Raw genomic sequence first — 19,117 nt, forward strand, 5'->3', positions numbered from 1 at the left:
GCCTTGCCAGTGTTTTATTTTTTGCTGTTTATTCATAATTACCTCAGGTTAATATGCTGAGTAAATTATGCATAGGTGCCATTAACATTGGTATGTGGGGCTAATTACGCGCTTACGTATCAAAGAGCATAAGAAAGTACTCTCAAAGGTGTTTTTTTTACCAGTTCGGGTATTATCCGCCCCAACATAATTGATCGGTTGTAATTTATGACTCATTTAAGTGCAAAAGAAAATATTCAAGCCATTGTTAAAGCTATTAAGGCTGAAGAGGCGAAGCTACGCGCTAAGCATCCATTATTAACGCATCAAAATACCTTGGGATTGGTTATTTTACTGTTATCTCTTGGGGCATTAGTTGGGGTTGGCTTTTTATATTATTTAGCCATTATTCCTGCGTGGTTATGTATTATTTTAGCTGCTATGGCTGCATCTATTTCGCATGAGTTAGAGCATGATTTAATTCATAAACAGTATTTTAGTAATCAGCCATTTATGCATAATTTTATGATGCTAACCGTGTGGTTAATGCGCCCTAATACTATCAGCCCTTGGTATCGTCGTAAGTTACATTTACACCATCATAAAACTTCAGGCACACAACAAGACCTAGAAGAGCGCTTAGTGGGTAACGGTATTAAAAATCCTTTGTTACGCGCGTTGGTTATTGTGGATGGCTTATTAGGCTTATTAATTAACGCCAAACGTTTTTCTAAAGAAATTAAAGGCTTTCACTTTTTTAAGATATTTAATGCCGGTTTTCCTATTACCACCGCTTACTTTATTGTTTTATACAGCGTAATTATATTTCATGGTGTTAATTTATTTACTGGGCTTGCACAAAGCTCGCCGGCTTGGTTATTAAGCACTATGTCGCTATTTGAGTTTTTAATGGTGGTGTTAATTGTACCTAATATTGTGCGCTCGAGCTCGCTAAATTTTGTTACCTCGTGCATGCATTACTATGGCGGTGTAACCAATATGCTGGAGCAAACCCATGTGTTAACCAGTCGGGTATTTATGCCGTTTCACTTGTTTTGTTTTAACTTTGGTAAAACCCATAGTATTCATCACTTTGTGCCAAATCAGCCATTTTATTTACGCCAAATGCTAAGTAAAAAAGTGCTAAATGTAATGCGCGAACATGGCGTGCGTTTTAATGATTTTGCCAGTATTAAACAGGCAAATTTTTATAATGCTAACGCCAATTAAACTTTTAATTTAACTAAAACACCGTGGCAGTAATGATTGCAAAACCCACTGAAAATGAGCTAATTGCGCAATGTGTTGAAGCAATCAATTCAACTGGTTTTGCACAAAAAATAGTTAATTACATTGCTCATTTAGTGCAATTTGACTGCGCGGTGATTTTAGGCTGTAGAGCCCATAAACACCCCATTTATTTATACGACTCGATAGATACTCGACGCGAGTTATTGTTTCAGCGCTATTTAACCAATTCGTTTATTAACGATCCCTTTTATATTGAACTGTCAAAAAGTGGCCATGAAGGTGTGTATCGGTTAGTCGATATCAGTGCAAATAAAGATTTAGCAGCTTATACCCAATACCAGCAACAGTTTTATAACGAAACCGGTTGGGTAGATGAACTAAGTATAAGTGTGCGCACAGATGAGAGCCGCTGGATTGTTATTTATTTAGGCTTTTTAGAAAGCAAACAGCGCTTTAGCGCCGCACAAAAAAGCACCTTAATAGCTCATTTTAGCCTTATAAAAGCATTATGCCGCCAACATTGGGGCAATAACTTATTATTGCTTGGGCCTTTAACTACCACAGCTACAGGGCGATTAATTGAGCGTGGCTTAGCTACCTTTGCCAACGAGCAACTTACCACCCGCGAGCGACAAATAGCTATGCTATTAGTGCAAGGCTGCGACTCTAACGATATTGCTAAGCAATTAAATATCACCTTAGGTACAGTTAAAAACCACCGTAAACGTATTTACGCACAATTAAAAGTGTCTTCGTTGAGTGAGTTTTTTCAGCTGTTTTTAAACCACTTAATCACTAGCGAGTAAGATTAGTTAGCATAAATATTTGCCTTGCCTTAATACTACTTTCGCACCGTTAAACAGCGCTTCTACTTAAATTGATTAATATAAAGTACTTTCTATCCCTTTAGGGATATATGGTTGTGTAGCAGCTTTAATTAGTATTTTTACCCTAACTAATTAACACATGTGTGTGGGATAAATACAATGACAACACAATTACTGGAAGATATTACACATCGCGGCCTGGTTTCTCAGGTTAGTGATTTAGCGCAGCTTGAGCAGTTATTAGCAACCTCGCAAGTTGTGTATTGTGGTTTTGATCCTACCGCGGGCAGTTTACATATTGGCCACTTAGTACCTTTGCTAATGTTAAAGCGTTTTAGTGATGCCGGCCATAAAGCGGTGACATTAATTGGTGGCGCAACCGGGTTAATTGGCGATCCAAGCTTTAAAGCCACCGAGCGCAGCTTAAACAGTAAAGAAACCGTACAAGGTTGGGTAGCAGATTTAAGCTCACAAGTAGAGAGCGTAATGAACCCGCATTTAAGCGAGCCAATTCAATTAAAAAATAATGCCGACTGGTTTAGCGGTATTGAAGTGTTGGATTTTTTTCGCGATGTAGGTAAGCACTTTTCAATTAATAATATGATCAACCGCGAGTCGGTAAAGCAACGTTTGCAACGCCCTGATCAAGGTTTATCGTTTACTGAATTTAGTTACACTTTATTGCAGTCGTACGACTTTGCTAAATTAAATAGCGAACTGGGTTGTAGTGTGCAAATTGGCGGCAACGATCAGTGGGGGAATATAGTAAGTGGGATTGATTTAACCCGCCGCTTAAATAAGCAAACTGTGTATGGATTAACTTTGCCACTTATTACTAAATCAGACGGTACTAAGTTTGGTAAAACGGAAGGCGGCGCAATTTGGCTTGATCCGAAAAAAACCTCACCGTATCGCTTTTACCAATTTTGGTTAAATTGTGACGATGCCGATGTATACAACTTTTTGCGTTTTTACACCTTTTTATCGGTAAAAGAAATTGAAGCCATTGAAGCGAATGACATTACCAGCCAACAAAAGCCTCAAGCGCAAGGTATTTTAGCCGAGCAATTAACCCGCTTTGTACATGGCGAACAAGGCTTAGCAAGCGCGCAGCGCATTACGCAATTATTGTTTAACGGCCAAGTACAAACACTCACCTTGGCAGAGCTTGAGCAATTAGAGCAAGATGGGCTCGCCGTACACGCTATTAGCGACGCGAAAATTAATATTGCTGAGTTACTGGTTAAAAGTGAACTGGCCAGCTCAAAGCGTACTGCACGTGAGTTAATAAACGCGAATGCGATTAAAATTAATGGCGAGGCCATTACAGATGAGCACGCACAGTTAGATTTTCCGCTGTTTGATCGTTTTTGGGTAATGCAGCGTGGTAAAAAGCAATTTAGGCTTATTAAGTTAGCTTAAAGTGTTACAGGCGTGTTGAATTGAACATCCTATGAAATAAAAAACGCACATAGCCTGTCTACTAATTAGGTTAATAGCCTTTTTGAGGTAGTACTATGTGTAGTTCAATGAAACGTAGCCGTGAGGTAAAAAAGTTACAGCTTAACTTTGAAGACGATCTTAGTAATGAGCAACGCTTGCGCTTTGCTGCTAAAGCAAATATAGCGCAAGCGCGCCGTGATGCGCTTAATAAAAACAGTGCTGATAAGCATATTGCTAAATCACGCTTTTTTAATTTATTTCGTTGGTTTAAACAGTATTTACCATAAATTTAGAGGCACTAAATAGTTGCTTTAGGCTGTGGTGTTTTATTGCTATGCAGGTACACTTTTAGTATAAAACTCGTGTAATACCGAAGCACCCTTAAGGGTGGAGCTCGTTAAAAATAATGGATATATAAAATGAACATAACTGGAAGCTGTTACTGCGGCGACATAAAATACCAAGCGAAAACACAAAGTAACACGCTATTAGTGTGCCACTGTAGTGATTGCCAATGCATGTCGAGTGGGCCATTTAGAGCGGTAATAATGAGTGAGCCTAACGGTGTTACTTTTACGCAAGGTAAGCCTAAAGAATATATAAAAACGGCGCAAAGTGGTAATAAACGTGCGCAAGGGTTTTGTGGTAATTGTGGCACCTCACTTTATGCTACCAACGAAGCGACAGAAAACCGTGTATATGGCCTTAGAATAGGGGCGGTTGATCAACGCGATGAGTTTACGCCAGTAGCGCAAATTTGGTGTCAGTCTAGCGTTAGTTGGTTGAACGATTTAGTGCAAGTGCCTGCATTTGCCACCACCCCAAAAAATTAGGTTTATGATGAAAAAAATAACATTAATTACCTTATTCACCAGTGTATTGAGCAGTGGTTTTGCTAATGCAAAAAACAGTGATATTGAGCACTTAAATGCGGCCTCAGCAAGTTTACCTTTTTCGCAAATTGTAAGGGTCGATAATACCTTGTATATGTCGGGTCAAATTGGGCTTACAAGCAGTGGTAAACTAGCACAAGGTGGTTTTGCAGCAGAGACTAAGCAAACGCTCGAAAATATAAAAAGTACTCTAGAGCAGCATAATTACAGTATGAAAAACATAGTAAAGTGTACGGTTATGCTAACCGACATAAATGACTTTAAAATGTTTAATAAAATATATGCTGAATACTTTACCCCGCCATATCCTGCGCGCAGTGCGTTTGCAGTAAAAGCGTTAGCACTAAATTCAGTTGTAGAGGTTGAATGTATTGGCGCTGTTTAAGCTAAATATATAAAAAGTACTAAACTATAATTAGTTATAAAAGTGGGCAAATGATTACACCGCCCACTTTTAATTAACGCTTACGCTTTGTTGCGCATAGTAATATTACGCCCGCCTAAATAACCAAACACCGCACATAGCGCGCTCGCACCTGCGCAAAACCATAAAGTAGATGCCCAGTTACCAAAATAACTGTGCAGCGCACCTGCAATAATAGGCCCAGTAGCGGCAAGTAAATAACCAATACACTGCGCCATACCAGAAAGTGCCGCAGCTTGATGTGAGTCGTGAGTGCGTAAACTAATAAACGACAAGCCCAATATAAAGCATGCACCCGAGCAAAACCCCATAGTGATTGACCACACAGACGCATAGTCTGGCATATACAACAGTCCAATCGACGACAGGCTTGCCAACACTCCTAAAACAAAGGTGAGTACGCGCTGATCTTTTAGTTTTGCTAATAAGGGAATTAAGATAATACCGGGTAAAGCCGAAGCTACCTGAAATGAGCCTTGCAGTGCACCCGCTTGTTGTGCGCTGTGGCCACTGTCTATTAAAATGCTTGGTAACCAGCCAATAATTATATAAGTAAATAACGAGTTACAGCCAAGTAGCAAGGTAATTTGCCACGCAAGGGCTTGGCGCCACACTTTAACGTCACCGGTGTTTTCAACCAGATCTTTAGTCGGTTTGGTGCGTAGCTTTAATTGCGGTAGCCAAATAAATAAACTTATTAAAGTAATTAACGCGTAACTGGCTAAAGCAATTTGCCAGCTCATTTGTTTATATTCGGCAAGGGGAATAATTAACGCTGAGTAACTACCGCCAAAAATACCCATAGCAAGCACATACGCCGAGGTCATTACAGCCACTTTGTGTGCAAAGTCGCGCTTAATTAAACTCGGTAACAGCACATTACCTATCGCAATGCCGACCCCAATGACGGCGGTGCCTAAATAAAGTACCGGCACAGAATCTATCATGCGCGATGCTAAGCCTAAGCCAATTAAAATAAGGGCAATAAAAAGCGACACTTCTAAGCCTTGCCTTTTAGCTAAACTAGTGGCTAATGGGCTTGCTAAAGCAAATGCAATTAACGGTAAGGTGGTAAGCATACCGGCTTGTGATGCGCTTAAATTAAAACTAAGAATTATTTGGTCCAGCACGGGGGCTAAACCAGTCACTGGCGCACGTAAGTTACTGGCAATAAGTAAAATTCCCAGTACTAATAATGCGTAAGATAAGCGAGATTGAGATTGTTGAGTTAACAAGGTAAACGTCCTAGCAGGTTGGTTATTTAGCAAGAAGCAATAGAGACTAGTATAAAGGCTAAGTCATCACTATAATTTAGTAAAAGAGACATTAAATAACTAAAAACAGACAAAATGCAGCTTCCCCAAGATTGGAATGAAATAAAAAACTTTGAAATCATGCCGCAGCCGGTTATTGCTAAAATAGAATATGCCCAGCTTAGCCGTGAAATTCCGCTGCATACTCATCCAAAAGGGCAGTTAATTTTAGCCCTGCACGGTTATGTTACCTGTGAAGTGGCAACAAAAATGTGGATGGTGCCTACTCATAGCGCCATTTGGATCCCGGCAAATGTAGAGCACAGTAATAGAGCATCTGATAATGCGCATTTATGCCACTTATTTATTGATGCAAACTTACAAGGTATGCCAAGTACAGCCTGTACATTAACCATTAGCCCATTAATAAAAGAGTTAATGCTTAGTTTGGCAAGTAATCAGCAAAACTATAGCTTAACGGGTAAAACCGCACGGCTTGCACAGGTATTATTTGATCAGCTGGTGGATATGCCAATTCAACCTTTAGACTTTGTACTATCAAAAAACAGTGTTATTAAAAACATGAGCAATCAACTTATTAGCCAGCCTTATAGCCGTAAAACATTGCCACAATGGGCACAGCAATTTGCTTTAACTGAACGTACTTTAGCGCGGTTAATAAAAAAAGAAACCGGTATGACCTTTGGTAAATGGCGCACTCAATTGCATATTATAATTGCACTGCAGGCGTTATCTAATCAGCAAAGTGTGCAGCAGGTATCGGAGCTATTAGGTTATGAGTCGGTGAGTGCGTTTATTACTATGTTTAAAAAAGTAATGAAAAAATCGCCCATGCGTTACATGAGCGATCTGGATGTTTACCAGCTATAAGTTGCTGAGATCATGGCGTTACGTGGCCGCCCTGGAAAGTAGCGGTCGCCGGTAAAGCTAGTGTAATCGGCGCGCTCGGCATAAGCGGTATCGGTTAAGTTAATAATACGCGCTGCAAGCGCTAAGTTATTTGTTATTTGCCACTGCGCTCGTAAACTTAAAATGTCATGCCCGTCATAACTGTGTAAGTTTTCAGGATCGGTATAGTAACGACCAACATGATGCCATTGCAGTGCCACATTGGCGTTATTAAACGCCTGCCAGGTTAAATCTAAATTGGCAATTTTACGCGGGGCGGTATCAACATCATTATCTTTAATATTGATATTATTGAGTATTTGCTCATTAGTATAACTATGCTTGGCATAACTGGCGGCAAAGTTAACTGACCAAGTTGAGGTGAGAGCATGCTCAAGTTTAAACTCAATCCCGCGGTGGCGCGAGCTGCCATTATTCACGGTAAAAAAGTCGCTGTCGCGGTAAATAGTATGGTGCTTACTCATAGCATAAACCGATAAATTATAACGACTATTTTGATAAACGCCTTTTAAGCCAAACTCAGCATTATTAGCTATTTCGGCACTTAAATTAGTGGTGTTTTGCTGGCGTTGTAACTGATATAACTCGGCGGCTTGTGGCGCTCGGTAGCCACGCGAAAAGTTAGCATAAAGCAGGTTATTAACAGTGTACTGATAGCTAACCCCAAGTTTTGGCGATAAGTTACTAAAATTATTTTTTGTACTTGCAGGGCGGCTATATCGGCAACCACCAAATCCGCACTCTGTACCGTCTTCTTTCGTGCGCCCCGCTAACATGTTGTTAGTGTAGTCGTATTGCATGTGCTCATAACGAGCGCCAAGAGTAACTAACCAATCGTTTAGTTGCAGATCAACACTGGCAAAAGGTGCATATAAAGTGGCATTTACGTCGTAATCGTAATGCTTACCTTGGGGTACTGTAGCAACTAAAAATGCCGAGCCTTGAGTTGACTTGTTTTGACTTTGTAAAAAGTCGGCGCGGGTGTATTCGCCATCTAGGCCAAAGTTAAGCTTAATATTATCCTCTAGCTGATGTTGATAAAGCGACTGCAGCCCCACACCGGTTTGACTGTTGTGCTCTAGTGGCGTACCAGGTAAAAAATGCTTAAAAAAGTCCATACTTTGGTTACGAAAATACACCGTTGTTGAGAGTGTATCGTCATTTATTTGCCAAGTGGCGTTACTCCATACTCGTAACGAACGTGCTTTTCTAAACGCATCCGGATCAAAGTTTTGTTGTGCTATGCTCTCGTCTTTATAGCTTTTAAGGCCAGTAATAAAGCCTGCGGTTTGTTGATCTAAATGGGTATAAGTAAGCCCAGAAGTAAGCGCTAAATCGCTATTATTATACCGGTGACGTAAGTTTACCTTTTGTTGTTTTACGCTTTCATCATCGCGATAGCCGCTGTCGTCAGTAATGCTGGCGTTAATACCTAACCCACTGCTGCCCATATCGTGGCCAGCACGTAATTTATAGCGGTTATAGCCAAACGAGCCATAATCTAGTCCGATTAAGCCGCCATCTTGCGTTGTATCTGGGGTGATCACGTTAATAACCCCATGCACCGCATTTGAGCCATACAGGGCAGAACCAGGGCCTTTAAGTACCTCTATACGCTGCGCCATTTCGCTATGTGCTTCAAACAACTCGTTTATATTACAAAACCCAGCTGCTCTTAGTGCAATACCATCCTCAAGTGTGAGTAAACCACCACAGGCACCTGCGCCGGATAAAACAGGTGAGCGCAGCGCGGGTAAATATTCTTGGCCATTACCACGTTGTATATTTGCGCCAGCGACTCTTTGCATGGCTTCTTCAATATGCGTAGGAGCAATGGCATTTAATTGTGCTTCATTGAGCACGCTAATAATTACGGGTAACTGTGTACTAAGCGCCTCAACACGCGACGCAGTGGTTGTTATGCGCTCAATTGGCTGAGCATCATTTTGCTTGGCAATGGCTATAAGTGGTAGCTGAGAGAGTAACAGCAAAGGGGGGAAGTAATGGCGTTTCATATATTCCTACACATTGATTATATGGCAATAGTGCTATGGTAAGCGTTAGGCAAACGTATTGAAATAACTTGCGTTAAACGGTATTGCGTAAACGATAAAGCCGATAAGTAATTGATAAAATAAAGCACATAACAGCCGGTACTACTAAAGTTGCTACAGAAAACAATTCAAATAGCATAAACCCAATTACACCACCGCATAAAAAACCTAGGGTGATCAGTAAAAACACCATGAATTTTCGGCCATCTACAGCATCGCCTTTTAATGCGCGGCCCATCATTAAACCAAGGTCGGTAAAAATACCGGTTAAATGTGTAGTACGTACTACTGCGCCACTGTAATTGGTTGCCAGCGCATTTTGTAAACCACAAGCGGCAGATGCCAGCACTATGCCATAAACAAAGGAGCTATAAAGTAAGTAGGCACTGGCTAGTAGTAATAACCCTTCAATAAACAATAAAGTATCGTAATGTCGGCCTAACTTTAACGAACCACCGTTGAGTAAAAACCCCGACAACGCAGAGCCAAGCATAAAGCTAATTATGATACTAAACAGTAATAATGCCGCACTGCCATCACTCATTAATTTAATGCCAAATAAAGTAACAGAGCCCGACAAATGAGAAATAGCCTGATGTTCAAATCCTAATAAACCCACGGCGTTCACAATGCCGGCAATAAATGCCAGTGTAAATGCGCCATATTCAACCCAGCGTGGCAGCTTTGTAAACATAGTTAACTTCTCTATACTTGGTTATAGATATATTTAATATCATACACTTAAACTTTCTTCTTCTAAAATAATGATAAAAAATAACCGTAATTAAATATATCTCTATTTTATATGGCTTAAGTTAAATTGATCGTGCAATTTTAGTGCTTCGTATTAGTTATTTTTTAAAGAGAAAATAACTATGTTTAACGCCCAGCAGCAATCGCGCATTATAGAAATGGCATGGGAGGATAGAACCCCGTTTGAAGCAATAGAGCAACTTTATGGCTTAAACTATTCGCAGTTGGTGGTTTTTATGCGCCAAAATATTGCCAGCGGTAGCTTTAAAGTATGGCGAAAACGCCACGCTGGGCGCAAAACCAAACATTTAAAGCTGCGTGATCCCGCCATTATGCGCAGCCATTGTAAAACGCAATATAAGCAGCGTTAAGATTAATTTATACAGAGTTTCATATAATGTTCAGGCTAACTTGTTAATCTTGCGTTATTAACTAAAGCAGAGATTAACTATGTATAAAACCATTTATAGCGCATTAATTATTTTAATATTGAGCTCATTTAACGCACAAGCAAAGCACGACAAAGATGATTATTATGATAAGCACCATAATAAACATAGTAAATACGAGCATGGCTCAAACAAGCAGTACAATAAAAAACACCATAATAAAAAACACTATTCAAATAAGCATGAGTGGAAAAAACACCATAAAAAATATGATCGCCACGATAACTACTTATCTAAATAAGAAGCTAAAAAACTTATTCGTCAAGGGTGGACACCACCGGGTTGGCATAAAAGTTACCACAGAGGTGATATTTTAGAGCGTGATATTTATAAGCGTGCCAAAGTAATAGACAGATACCGAGATAAAGGTACTGTACGCATAGAGGTAGATCGTACTATTATTCATATGGTACACGACACGCGCGAAATACTGTCTATTTTGAGTCGATAAGCAACCAACAGGAATTTAAATGTTTATTACGCTGGCAATAATAACAAGTTTTTTATTATTTATAACGCTATTACCTATGGCGTATAGCCAGCATTACCTGGTGCGTGGTTGCGACTTTATTCGCTTACAAGTGTTTTATATTGCAAGCTTTATAGCATGTGTTGCTGGGTACTTTGCATTTAATAACGCCACAGACTTTTTGTATATTGTTGCAGGCGCTGTATTAATTCTGTTTTTACAGGGAAAGTGGATATACCCATATACTTGGTTGGCAAAAAAAGAAGTGCAAAGCGCCTCAAAACACATTGCGCACAGTGTAAGAATTATGTCGGCAAATGTACTTATGTCGAACCATAACAGTGAGCAATTAATTAGCTTGGTTGATCAGCATCAACCCGACCTGCTTATTACCCTTGAAAGTGACAGCTGGTGGCAAAATAAGTTATCAGTACTTAAAAAAGACTATCCATATTACATAGAGTGCCCTAAAGACAACCGTTACGGCATGCACCTATACAGTAAATTTAAAATATTTGACGCACAAATATGCCAGCTAATAGAAGACGACATACCGTCAATTCATATTTTATTTGCAAGTGCACAAGGGGTTAAAATGCAAGCGCACTTTATTCACCCAGCGCCACCAAGCCCCACCGAAGAAGACTCATCGCGGCCGCGCGACTCAGAACTAATTATGGTAGCAAAAGCACTTAAAAACCCAACACGGCCAACCATAGTTGCCGGCGACTTAAACGACGTAGCTTGGTCGCGCAGTACCCGTTTGTTTATGCAAATTAGTGGCTTACTAGACCCCCGTAAAGGCCGTGGCTTTTACAATACTTTTCATGCAAGTTACTTTTTTATGCGCTGGCCGCTGGATCATTTATTTCACAGCGAAGGGTTTAAAGTAAAGCGTATTAAACGATTAGCTAAATACGGTTCTGATCACTTCGCGCTATTAACCGAGCTAACCTTTGAAAATGCCGACCAACAATCGCTAGAAACTAAATCGGCGCAGCACAAGCAAGAAGAGATTCAACAACTCGCTATGAGCAAAGCAGATAAACGCAAAGTGCCAGTGTTTGAAAAGAGTTAAGCTTTCAGTAATTAATTTATAAAGAGCTTAGGTGCTGCGTTTTAGCACGTGATAAAAATGATGAGTAAAAGTGCGATATAAAATCGTAATAACAAAAATTGATGTTAGATAAATTGAATACAAAAACACCGCGCTGAATTAGCGCGGTGTTTTATTTTACTTTCTAGTAACGAGTGTTTAGTACTCGTACTTTATAGTAAGTTTATGAGCTGTGGATCATGATGCTTTTAACGTTCACAAATTCGCGCATGCCAAAGCCGCCGTGCTCTCGACCGTAGCCACTTTCTTTAACTCCACCAAATGGTAAGTTTGGTTGCGCTAAACCGTAGCCGTTTATGTTGATCATGCCGGTGTCGAAGTGCTTTTTAGCCAGCTCAATGGCTTTTTTCTCGTCTTTTGAGAAAATGCCGCCACCTAAACCATAGCGAGACGAGTTAGCAATTTTCATTGCATCGTTGTTGTCTTTCGCTTTTATAAGCGAGGCAACAGGGCCAAATAATTCGTCGTCGTACGCTGGCATGCCTGGCGCTAAATTATCAAGTAGCGTAGGAGGGTAGTAAAAGCCGGTTTGCTCTGGTATTTCACCACCGGTGACTATGTTTGCTCCTGCTTTAACCGATTGCATTACTTGCTCGTGAATACCGTCGCGTAAATCTTTACGTGCCATTGGGCCTAAATCAGTGCCGTCGGCCATTGGGTCGCCCATTTTCATGGCTTCAAACTGCTGTTTTACTCTCGCTTTAAAGTCATCATACAGAGATTCAACCACTACAAAACGTTTTGCCGAAACACACGTTTCGCCGTTGTTGACCATACGTCCTGCTACACAAGTTTTTACGGCAAGTTCTAAATCGGCGTCATCAAGTACTAAAAAGGCGTCGTTACTGCCAAGCTCTAGTACGGTTTTTTTAACGTATTTACCCGCTTGCTCGGCCACTTTTTTACCTGTGCTATCGCTACCGGTAAAGGTAACGCCGCTAATCGCTTTATGCGCTATGAGTGCGCTGGCTGTTTTGCCATCAATAAGTAGGTTACTAAAGCAGTGCTCAGGAAATCCGGCTTGTTTAAACAAGGTTTCAATTTTTTCGGCCATACCAAATACATTACTGGCATGCTTTAACACTGTGGTGTTACCGGCCATAATATTAGCGGCGCTGTAACGAATTACCTGGTAAAGCGGAAAGTTCCAAGGCTGAATGCCAAGTAGTACACCCGTAGGCTGATAGCTAACAATTGCGCGACCGCCGTCCATGTCACGTTCTTCATCAGCAAGAATTTTAGGGCCGTGCTCGGCACTGTAACGACAAATGCCTGCGCACAGTTCAACTTCTTGCAAACCTTGGGCGTATACTTTACCCATTTCTTCGGTCATAAGCTTGGCGATGGCATCTTTTTGCTCTTCGAATAATGAAGCTAATTTGTTTAAGTGTTTTGCACGTTCGGTCACTGACACTAAGCGCCACTGTAAATAGGTTTGATGAGATTTTTCGATTACCTGCTCAGCTTGCTGTTGCGACAGCAGCGTATAGGTATTAATGATTTGCTCAGTTGTTGGATTGATCGTATTAACTGTGTTGCTCATTGTAATCTCCTCTATGTTTGTCTGTACTGAGAAGTGCAAAGGTAATGCCAGTTAAAGTTCTATTCGAGTTTATTTATAAGTTTATGTTATTAATAAATTTAATGTTTTTTATAATATGAATTTAATATTCTTATAGTTTATTTATCTGTTATATTTTGTAAACAATGCAAGTAGCTGCAAAATTTACAAGAAAATTAAAGTAATTTACGTGTTTTTAGGCTTAGCTTTTTATTATTAGCTTGCTAGTTAGAGCCAGTAAACCCTCATCAAAAAATGGTTAATATAAATGAATGAAATTTCAATCTTGCCGCTAGGCGATAGCTATCAAGAACTTGCTGCAAATTTAAAACTGCAACTTGCAGCGCAATACCCAATTAAGCATATAGCGCGCGATACCGTATTGTTACAACAAGGGCAAAAGCAGCGTTATGGCTATTTAATTCTTGATGGGGTGTTAGGTGCAATACATGATGATGCACAGGGCGGGCAAAGGTGTAAGGAGTTTTACTTTAAAGATGAGTTTGCGCTACTTTATGGAAACTGGCTAACGAATACCGAAGCGTTTTATCAACTAAAAGTAATTAATAGGGTAAGCGTTATTAGCGTCCCATTGAATATATTTAATCAACCCGAATGGCAAATAATTAAGCAACAACTTATTGCGCAGCAGCTTATATTTAAAGAGGCCAAAGAAGCATTTTTATTGCTTAATACACCCGAGCAACGCTACCGTTATTTATTAGCCGAAAAGCCCCATTGGTTGGCGCAGCTAAGTTTAACTCAAGTGGCTATGTATATTGGTATTTCGGCAATTTCATTATCAAGAATTCGTAAACGACTTAACTTAAGTTAAGAGTAATAACGTTAAAGCTAGTTAGACTTGCTGTTTTAAGGAGTCACTATGTTTTTAATTGCTCAGTCGTTAGTTGCTATAGCAACATTACTTGACCTTGCTTCGTTTCAGTTTAAGTCACGTTCGTTAATTTTAACCTGCTTATTTATGTCGGTATTACTGACTGCAGTGCACTTTTTTATGTTGGGGCACAATAGTGCAGGTTGCTTAATGTTAATTGCTGCCTTTAGGTATTTTTACTGCATTTATGCACGTAAAACGTGGGCAATGTATGCTTTTATGCTGCTGTGTTGCGTGGCTGTTTATTTTACTTGGCAAGATTGGTTTAGCGCACTTGCACTTATTGCGACATTAATTCAAACGTTTGCATCGTTTCAAAAGCACGACTTATATATGCGTTTATGTATGGTTGTAGGTACTTTATTTTGGATAAGCCATAACGTTTTTGCAGGCTCTCCGGTCGCTATTGTTATGGAAAGCTTATTTTTAAGCAGTAATTTAGTTGGCTTGTATCGTTTTTATAGCACAAAAAAAATACCTTGTTGAGCTTTACTCAGGTGTAAGTAAAGCTAATTACAGGCTATAACTGTTTAGCTATTTCTTTGAGTAAATAGGTTTCGCGAATAATCGACAGCCCTTGTTTATCGCTGGTGGCAAGTGTTCGCTCGTTATGGGCAATTGCTTCATTTATATCTACCCACTTGGCAATCATGCCATTTTGTTGCTCGTAGTGTTCAAGCTGTGCTTGGCCTAACTTTTGGTCAATATTACATACATAGCAATAAGATTTTATATGAATAATGTCAAAGTCGTCTTTGTACCAAGGGCGGTATTCTTCATACAGGCCGAACTCTTTCTTTATTATTATATTTTGTGCGCCGGTTTCCTCTTGCAACTCTCGTATTAACCCTTGCTCTATACTTTCGTGCTCATCAACACCACCACCAGGTAAACTAAAGTCATCATATCTTTTTGTATACATTAATAAAATATGCTGTTTATGCATGGCAATAGCGCGGGCGGTAATACGTGTGAATTGACTGCCTTGCTCAATATTAATACTTGGATGAATGAGGGTTTTTAATTGGCGCATTTGCTCTCCTGTAATAAAGTTAAATTATATCAGTTATTTATTTTAGGTTTTTGTTAAATAGTATATAAAGTGAGTGTTTTTTAAGTTTAAGTACATCAAGTATGCTTAAAATACTCTTTTATGAAAATTTAACTAAATAGTTAAAGCTTTGTAATTTAAGCGACAAATAGCGCGCCTTTCTTTTAGTGCTAAGGCCAAGTAGAATAATAAAAAAGCATAGGGATTAATCATGTTAAATATACTATTAGTGGACGATGACGTTGAGTTTAGTGACGTAGTTTGTCATATAGTCGAATTCCTCGGCCATAATATAAGCACTGCAACCAGTTTAAAAGAAGCCCATCAGTGGCTAGAAAACAATAGCTTTGATCACATACTGCTCGACTTTATGCTACCCGATGGTAGCGGCTTGCACCTACTCGATCATTTAAAAATGATAGGCCATTCACCTAAAATAACCCTAATATCTGGGCACCCTTCGGTAAAGGGAATTTTAGCCGATATGTGCGAGCCAAATGTTGCGCATTTATTAAAGCCATTACAGCGTGAAGATCTTGAGCGGGTATTAAATGGCCCGAAAAAAACAATTAAAAAAACAAAATCATCAGCTATAACCCGCCATTTTGGTACGCTAATAGGCGAGTCTACAGCAATGCATAAGCTGTACACCATGATAGAGCGAGTATCTAAAACCCACGCCAACGTAATGCTTATGGGCGAAAGTGGGGCGGGTAAAGAAGTGGTTGCTCAGGCAATTCATAATGCCAGCGAATGTGAAGGACCGCTGGTGGCAAGTAACTGTGGTGGTTTTTCAAAAGAGTTAATTAGTAGTGAGCTGTTTGGCCATGAAAAAGGCGCATTTACCGGTGCCATTGCACGTAAAGAAGGCGTGTTTGAACAAGCAAATGACGGCACGTTATTTTTAGACGAAGTAACCGAAATGCCAATTGGTATGCAACCAAACTTACTGCGCGTGCTAGAAACAAAAAAAGTAACACGTGTTGGCGGAAACCGCGAAATACCTACAAATTGCCGAGTTATTTCCGCGACTAACCGCTCACTTACCGATTTAGCGCAAAATAATATTATTCGTGAAGATATTTACTTTAGATTGGCAGTGTTTCCTATTGATATACCGGCACTGCGCGATCGTAAAGAAGACATTCCACTATTAGCAAACGCCTTTTTAGAGCAATTAAATGATGAAAATGGCACCGCATTTAACTGGAATAACGAACAGTTAAAAGAGCTACAAAGTTATGACTGGCCTGGTAACGTGCGCGAACTGCGCCATGCAATACATCGTGCGTTTATTATGAGCGATCCACAAACCAGTGATATTACCTTACCCGATAACTTAGAGTCGCCATTTTCAAAAGTGAATAGCCAAGTTAAGGACAAGCAAGTGTCGGCAGGACAAACTATTGAAGAAGTAGAAAAAGAACTTATTCATGCCACGCTCGATAAGGTACAAGGTAATAAAACACTGGCTGCACAAATGCTGGGTATTAGTACTAAAACACTTTATAACCGCCTTAATGCTTATGGTGGCATTGGCGAATATAAATAAAATTTGAGGAAAACAATGAGCAATGACAGTAAAAAACCTCTGAATGAGTTAGTACACGATGCGAGAGCGCCACTTAATCGAATTTCGATGAATGCGGAGCTGATAAAGCTGGTGCTAGAAAACGATATGCCTAAAGAGAAAGCACTCGATGCGCTAAATAAAATTATTGCTAACTGTCAGCAGTGCAGCGAAAGCTTACAAACAATTACAGACTCGCAATAATTTATCTCTTTGAATTAGGATGCTAAATGAGTACGCAAAAAGAACCAAGTAAAGCTAATGTCATTTGGGCAACATTTATTGTTGTGGTGTTATCTATTATTATTGGTAATGCATTTTTGGCAGTAAATACCATACGAGGATTAAGCCAAACGCAAAATAGTTTAGACAATACCAGTATGCTCACTAGCGCTATCGAAAAGTTACATTTGTCAGTTGTGCAGGCCGAGTCGGGTCAGCGAGGTTATTTACTTACAGAAAAAAGTGATTATTTAGTTCCTTATTATGATGCACTTGAGCAGCTTGAGTCACAAACTGAGCATGTAAAATCGTTAAGTTCAGAAATTAATGGCCAGGCAGAGCGCATTGCACTGTTATTGTCGTTAGTGGATCAAAAGGAAATTGAATTAAAAAAGACCGTTAACTTAGCGCAAAATAATAAAGAGCGCAGTGCGCTGTATTTAGTTAACACAGATAAAGGACGAGAGCTGTATAAACAAATTCGCTTAGCGGTAAACGAAATTCAAGACCGAGAAATGTTGTTTAAAGTTAGCCATTTTTCTAAGTTAGCAAAAATAAAAAATGAAGCTAAAATTACTTTTGTCATTACTGCAGTCACTAGTGGCTTGCTAATTATAGGCATGTTTGTACTTACACGGTTAAATTTAAGAAATGCTGCGCAGTATCGTGCAGAGCTTGAAAAACAAAACGAAACCTTAGCCAACAAAGTAACAGAGCGAACTCAAGAGCTAACGCTTTATTCAGATGAGTTGAGCCGCAGTAACCGCGAGCTAGAAGAGTTTGCCTTTGTAGCAAGCCATGACTTGCAAGAGCCGTTGCGTAAAATTCAAGCATTTAGCGATCGTCTCGAAACTATGTTTAAAGACGAGTTAGGTGAAAAAGGCATGGATTATATAGCGCGCATGAAAAATGCAGCGCAGCGTATGTCTAATTTAATTAATGACTTATTAGAATTTTCGCGTATTACCACCCGTGGCAAAAATTTTGTTGATACCGATTTAAATAGTGTATTAAATGATATTTTAAGTGATTTAGAAATTGCTATTAAAGAGTCTAATGCGCAGATTAATGTGGGCGATATGCCAATAATTCAGGCCGACCCAAGCCAGATGCAACAGTTGTTTTTAAACTTAATTTCAAACGCGGTTAAATTTAGGCATCCAGAACAACAACCGATTATTAATATTGAACATATAAAAACGAGTGAGTTTAGTGAAGGGCATAATACCGAGGTTTGGTGGCAAATAATTACCGTTAAAGACAACGGTATTGGTTTTTCGCCAGATTATGCAGATAAAATATTTGTTCCATTTCAGCGTTTACATGGTCGCTCGCAATATAAAGGCACCGGCATAGGTTTATCTGTTTGTCGGCGTATAGTAGAGCGTCATGGCGGTACTATAACAGCACAAAGTAACATGGGTGAGGGTGCAAGCTTCATTATAAAACTACCTGTGGAAAGCGAACTTTTCACATTGCAAGGAGAGGCTTAAATGCCACTTACGAAAGTAAAACCAATCACTATTTTAATGGCTGATGATGATGAAGATGATCGTTTATTAACTCAAGATGCCCTCACCGAAAGCCGTGTACTTAACGAGTTGCATTTTGTTGAAGATGGTGTGGAGCTATTAGAGTACTTGGAGCGAAAAGGTAAATTTGAGCAAAAAGATACATCACCCAGACCAGGTTTAATTTTATTAGACTTAAATATGCCACGTATGGATGGCCGCGAGGCATTGCAAGCTATTAAAGCAAACCCATGCTTAAAGGGTATACCTGTTGTTATTTTAACTACCTCAAAGCAAGAAGAAGATATGGTTAAAGGCTACGACTTAGGTGCTGCGTCGTATATAACTAAGCCAGTTACCTTTGATGGTTTAGTTGAACTAATGAAAGCACTCGGTAAGTACTGGGTTGAGTTTGTAGAGTTACCAAATACTTATAATGATTAAAAACAGCCACTAAAACGGGAG

At 39.6% G+C, this 19,117-nt stretch carries 20 protein-coding genes and 1 pseudogene; 16 read left to right on the plus strand and 5 right to left on the minus strand.

Translation table 11 applies throughout. The annotated features are described in order from the left end of the window. The first annotated feature begins 207 nt into the window (after positions 1–207). The 6 genes from AAEY55_RS12220 (at position 208) to AAEY55_RS12245 (ending at position 4,778) form a co-directional block, all read left to right on the plus strand. Complete coding sequence (locus tag AAEY55_RS12220) at positions 208–1,209, plus strand: fatty acid desaturase (RefSeq protein WP_011329065.1); 1,002 nt, start codon at positions 208–210, stop codon at positions 1,207–1,209. 32 nt (positions 1,210–1,241) lie between these two features. Further along, positions 1,242–2,036: a LuxR C-terminal-related transcriptional regulator gene (locus AAEY55_RS12225; protein ID WP_179807499.1), complete on the plus strand. Its 795-nt coding sequence runs from the start codon at positions 1,242–1,244 to the stop codon at positions 2,034–2,036. A gap of 180 nt (positions 2,037–2,216) precedes the next feature. Further along, a complete protein-coding gene (gene tyrS, locus AAEY55_RS12230; RefSeq protein ID WP_179807500.1) occupies positions 2,217–3,479 on the plus strand; it encodes a tyrosine--tRNA ligase in 1,263 nt (420 codons plus the stop codon). Between the two features lie 95 nt (positions 3,480–3,574). Further along, entirely contained in the window at positions 3,575–3,787 is a 213-nt protein-coding gene (locus AAEY55_RS12235) for a hypothetical protein (RefSeq protein WP_011329062.1), read from the plus strand. 132 nt (positions 3,788–3,919) lie between these two features. Continuing rightward, entirely contained in the window at positions 3,920–4,333 is a 414-nt protein-coding gene (locus AAEY55_RS12240) for a GFA family protein (protein ID WP_350551560.1), read from the plus strand. A gap of 7 nt (positions 4,334–4,340) precedes the next feature. Continuing rightward, positions 4,341–4,778: a Rid family detoxifying hydrolase gene (locus AAEY55_RS12245; RefSeq protein ID WP_086993227.1), complete on the plus strand. Its 438-nt coding sequence runs from the start codon at positions 4,341–4,343 to the stop codon at positions 4,776–4,778. An 80-nt stretch (positions 4,779–4,858) separates the two neighbouring features. Here AAEY55_RS12245 and AAEY55_RS12250 read toward each other — a convergent pair whose 3' ends face one another. Then, positions 4,859–6,052, minus strand: coding sequence for an MFS transporter (locus AAEY55_RS12250; protein WP_350551563.1), 1,194 nt, complete (start codon positions 6,050–6,052; stop codon positions 4,859–4,861). Positions 6,053–6,166: 114 nt separating this feature from the next. Here AAEY55_RS12250 and AAEY55_RS12255 point away from each other — a divergent pair, with 114 nt between their 5' ends. Continuing rightward, entirely contained in the window at positions 6,167–6,961 is a 795-nt protein-coding gene (locus tag AAEY55_RS12255) for a helix-turn-helix domain-containing protein (protein WP_011329058.1), read from the plus strand. On the opposite strand, the gene AAEY55_RS12260 is transcribed toward AAEY55_RS12255, so the two are convergent. Both AAEY55_RS12260 and AAEY55_RS12265 read right to left on the minus strand, forming a co-directional pair. Next, positions 6,949–9,015 (minus strand): TonB-dependent receptor, encoded by a 2,067-nt coding sequence (locus tag AAEY55_RS12260; protein WP_179807504.1) that lies wholly within the window; start codon positions 9,013–9,015, stop codon positions 6,949–6,951. The two genes, AAEY55_RS12255 and AAEY55_RS12260, sit on opposite strands and share 13 nt — an antisense overlap. Before the next feature lie 73 nt (positions 9,016–9,088). Further along, complete coding sequence (locus tag AAEY55_RS12265) at positions 9,089–9,748, minus strand: YoaK family protein (protein WP_011329056.1); 660 nt, start codon at positions 9,746–9,748, stop codon at positions 9,089–9,091. Between the two features lie 181 nt (positions 9,749–9,929). On the opposite strand from AAEY55_RS12265, the gene AAEY55_RS12270 reads away from it, so the two are divergent. From AAEY55_RS12270 to AAEY55_RS12280, 3 genes and pseudogenes are all read left to right on the plus strand, one after another. Beyond that, positions 9,930–10,178, plus strand: coding sequence for a TIGR03643 family protein (locus AAEY55_RS12270; RefSeq protein ID WP_011329055.1), 249 nt, complete (start codon positions 9,930–9,932; stop codon positions 10,176–10,178). 79 nt (positions 10,179–10,257) lie between these two features. After that, positions 10,258–10,707: pseudogene (locus AAEY55_RS12275) on the plus strand (hypothetical protein). A gap of 19 nt (positions 10,708–10,726) precedes the next feature. Next, the gene (locus AAEY55_RS12280) at positions 10,727–11,803 is read left to right on the plus strand and encodes an endonuclease/exonuclease/phosphatase family protein (RefSeq protein WP_011329053.1); all 1,077 of its coding nucleotides are present in this window, start codon (positions 10,727–10,729) and stop codon (positions 11,801–11,803) included. A 202-nt stretch (positions 11,804–12,005) separates the two neighbouring features. Here the strand turns inward: AAEY55_RS12280 and AAEY55_RS12285 are convergent, their stop codons facing one another. After that, positions 12,006–13,385 (minus strand): NAD-dependent succinate-semialdehyde dehydrogenase, encoded by a 1,380-nt coding sequence (locus AAEY55_RS12285; RefSeq protein ID WP_179807506.1) that lies wholly within the window; start codon positions 13,383–13,385, stop codon positions 12,006–12,008. Positions 13,386–13,671: 286 nt separating this feature from the next. On the opposite strand from AAEY55_RS12285, the gene AAEY55_RS12290 reads away from it, so the two are divergent. After that, positions 13,672–14,238, plus strand: coding sequence for a Crp/Fnr family transcriptional regulator (locus tag AAEY55_RS12290; RefSeq protein ID WP_182678290.1), 567 nt, complete (start codon positions 13,672–13,674; stop codon positions 14,236–14,238). Between the two features lie 48 nt (positions 14,239–14,286). Next, positions 14,287–14,784: a YgjV family protein gene (locus AAEY55_RS12295; RefSeq protein ID WP_182678288.1), complete on the plus strand. Its 498-nt coding sequence runs from the start codon at positions 14,287–14,289 to the stop codon at positions 14,782–14,784. A 34-nt stretch (positions 14,785–14,818) separates the two neighbouring features. Here the strand turns inward: AAEY55_RS12295 and AAEY55_RS12300 are convergent, their stop codons facing one another. After that, positions 14,819–15,331: an NUDIX hydrolase gene (locus AAEY55_RS12300; protein WP_182678286.1), complete on the minus strand. Its 513-nt coding sequence runs from the start codon at positions 15,329–15,331 to the stop codon at positions 14,819–14,821. A gap of 229 nt (positions 15,332–15,560) precedes the next feature. On the opposite strand from AAEY55_RS12300, the gene AAEY55_RS12305 reads away from it, so the two are divergent. Genes AAEY55_RS12305 through AAEY55_RS12320 form a run of 4 tightly spaced genes read left to right on the plus strand, consistent with a single transcriptional unit; the run spans position 15,561 to position 19,096 of the window. Continuing rightward, complete coding sequence (locus tag AAEY55_RS12305) at positions 15,561–16,901, plus strand: sigma-54 dependent transcriptional regulator (protein ID WP_350545992.1); 1,341 nt, start codon at positions 15,561–15,563, stop codon at positions 16,899–16,901. 15 nt (positions 16,902–16,916) lie between these two features. Next, a complete protein-coding gene (locus AAEY55_RS12310; RefSeq protein ID WP_182678284.1) occupies positions 16,917–17,123 on the plus strand; it encodes a histidine kinase in 207 nt (68 codons plus the stop codon). Positions 17,124–17,149: 26 nt separating this feature from the next. Beyond that, positions 17,150–18,634: an ATP-binding protein gene (locus AAEY55_RS12315; RefSeq protein ID WP_182678282.1), complete on the plus strand. Its 1,485-nt coding sequence runs from the start codon at positions 17,150–17,152 to the stop codon at positions 18,632–18,634. Next, the gene (locus AAEY55_RS12320; protein WP_011329045.1) at positions 18,635–19,096 is read left to right on the plus strand and encodes a response regulator; all 462 of its coding nucleotides are present in this window, start codon (positions 18,635–18,637) and stop codon (positions 19,094–19,096) included. Positions 19,097–19,117 lie beyond the last annotated feature (21 nt).

It is taken from the genome of Pseudoalteromonas sp. 120-MNA-CIBAN-0494 (assembly GCF_040308885.1).
Classification (GTDB): domain Bacteria; phylum Pseudomonadota; class Gammaproteobacteria; order Enterobacterales; family Alteromonadaceae; genus Pseudoalteromonas; species Pseudoalteromonas nigrifaciens.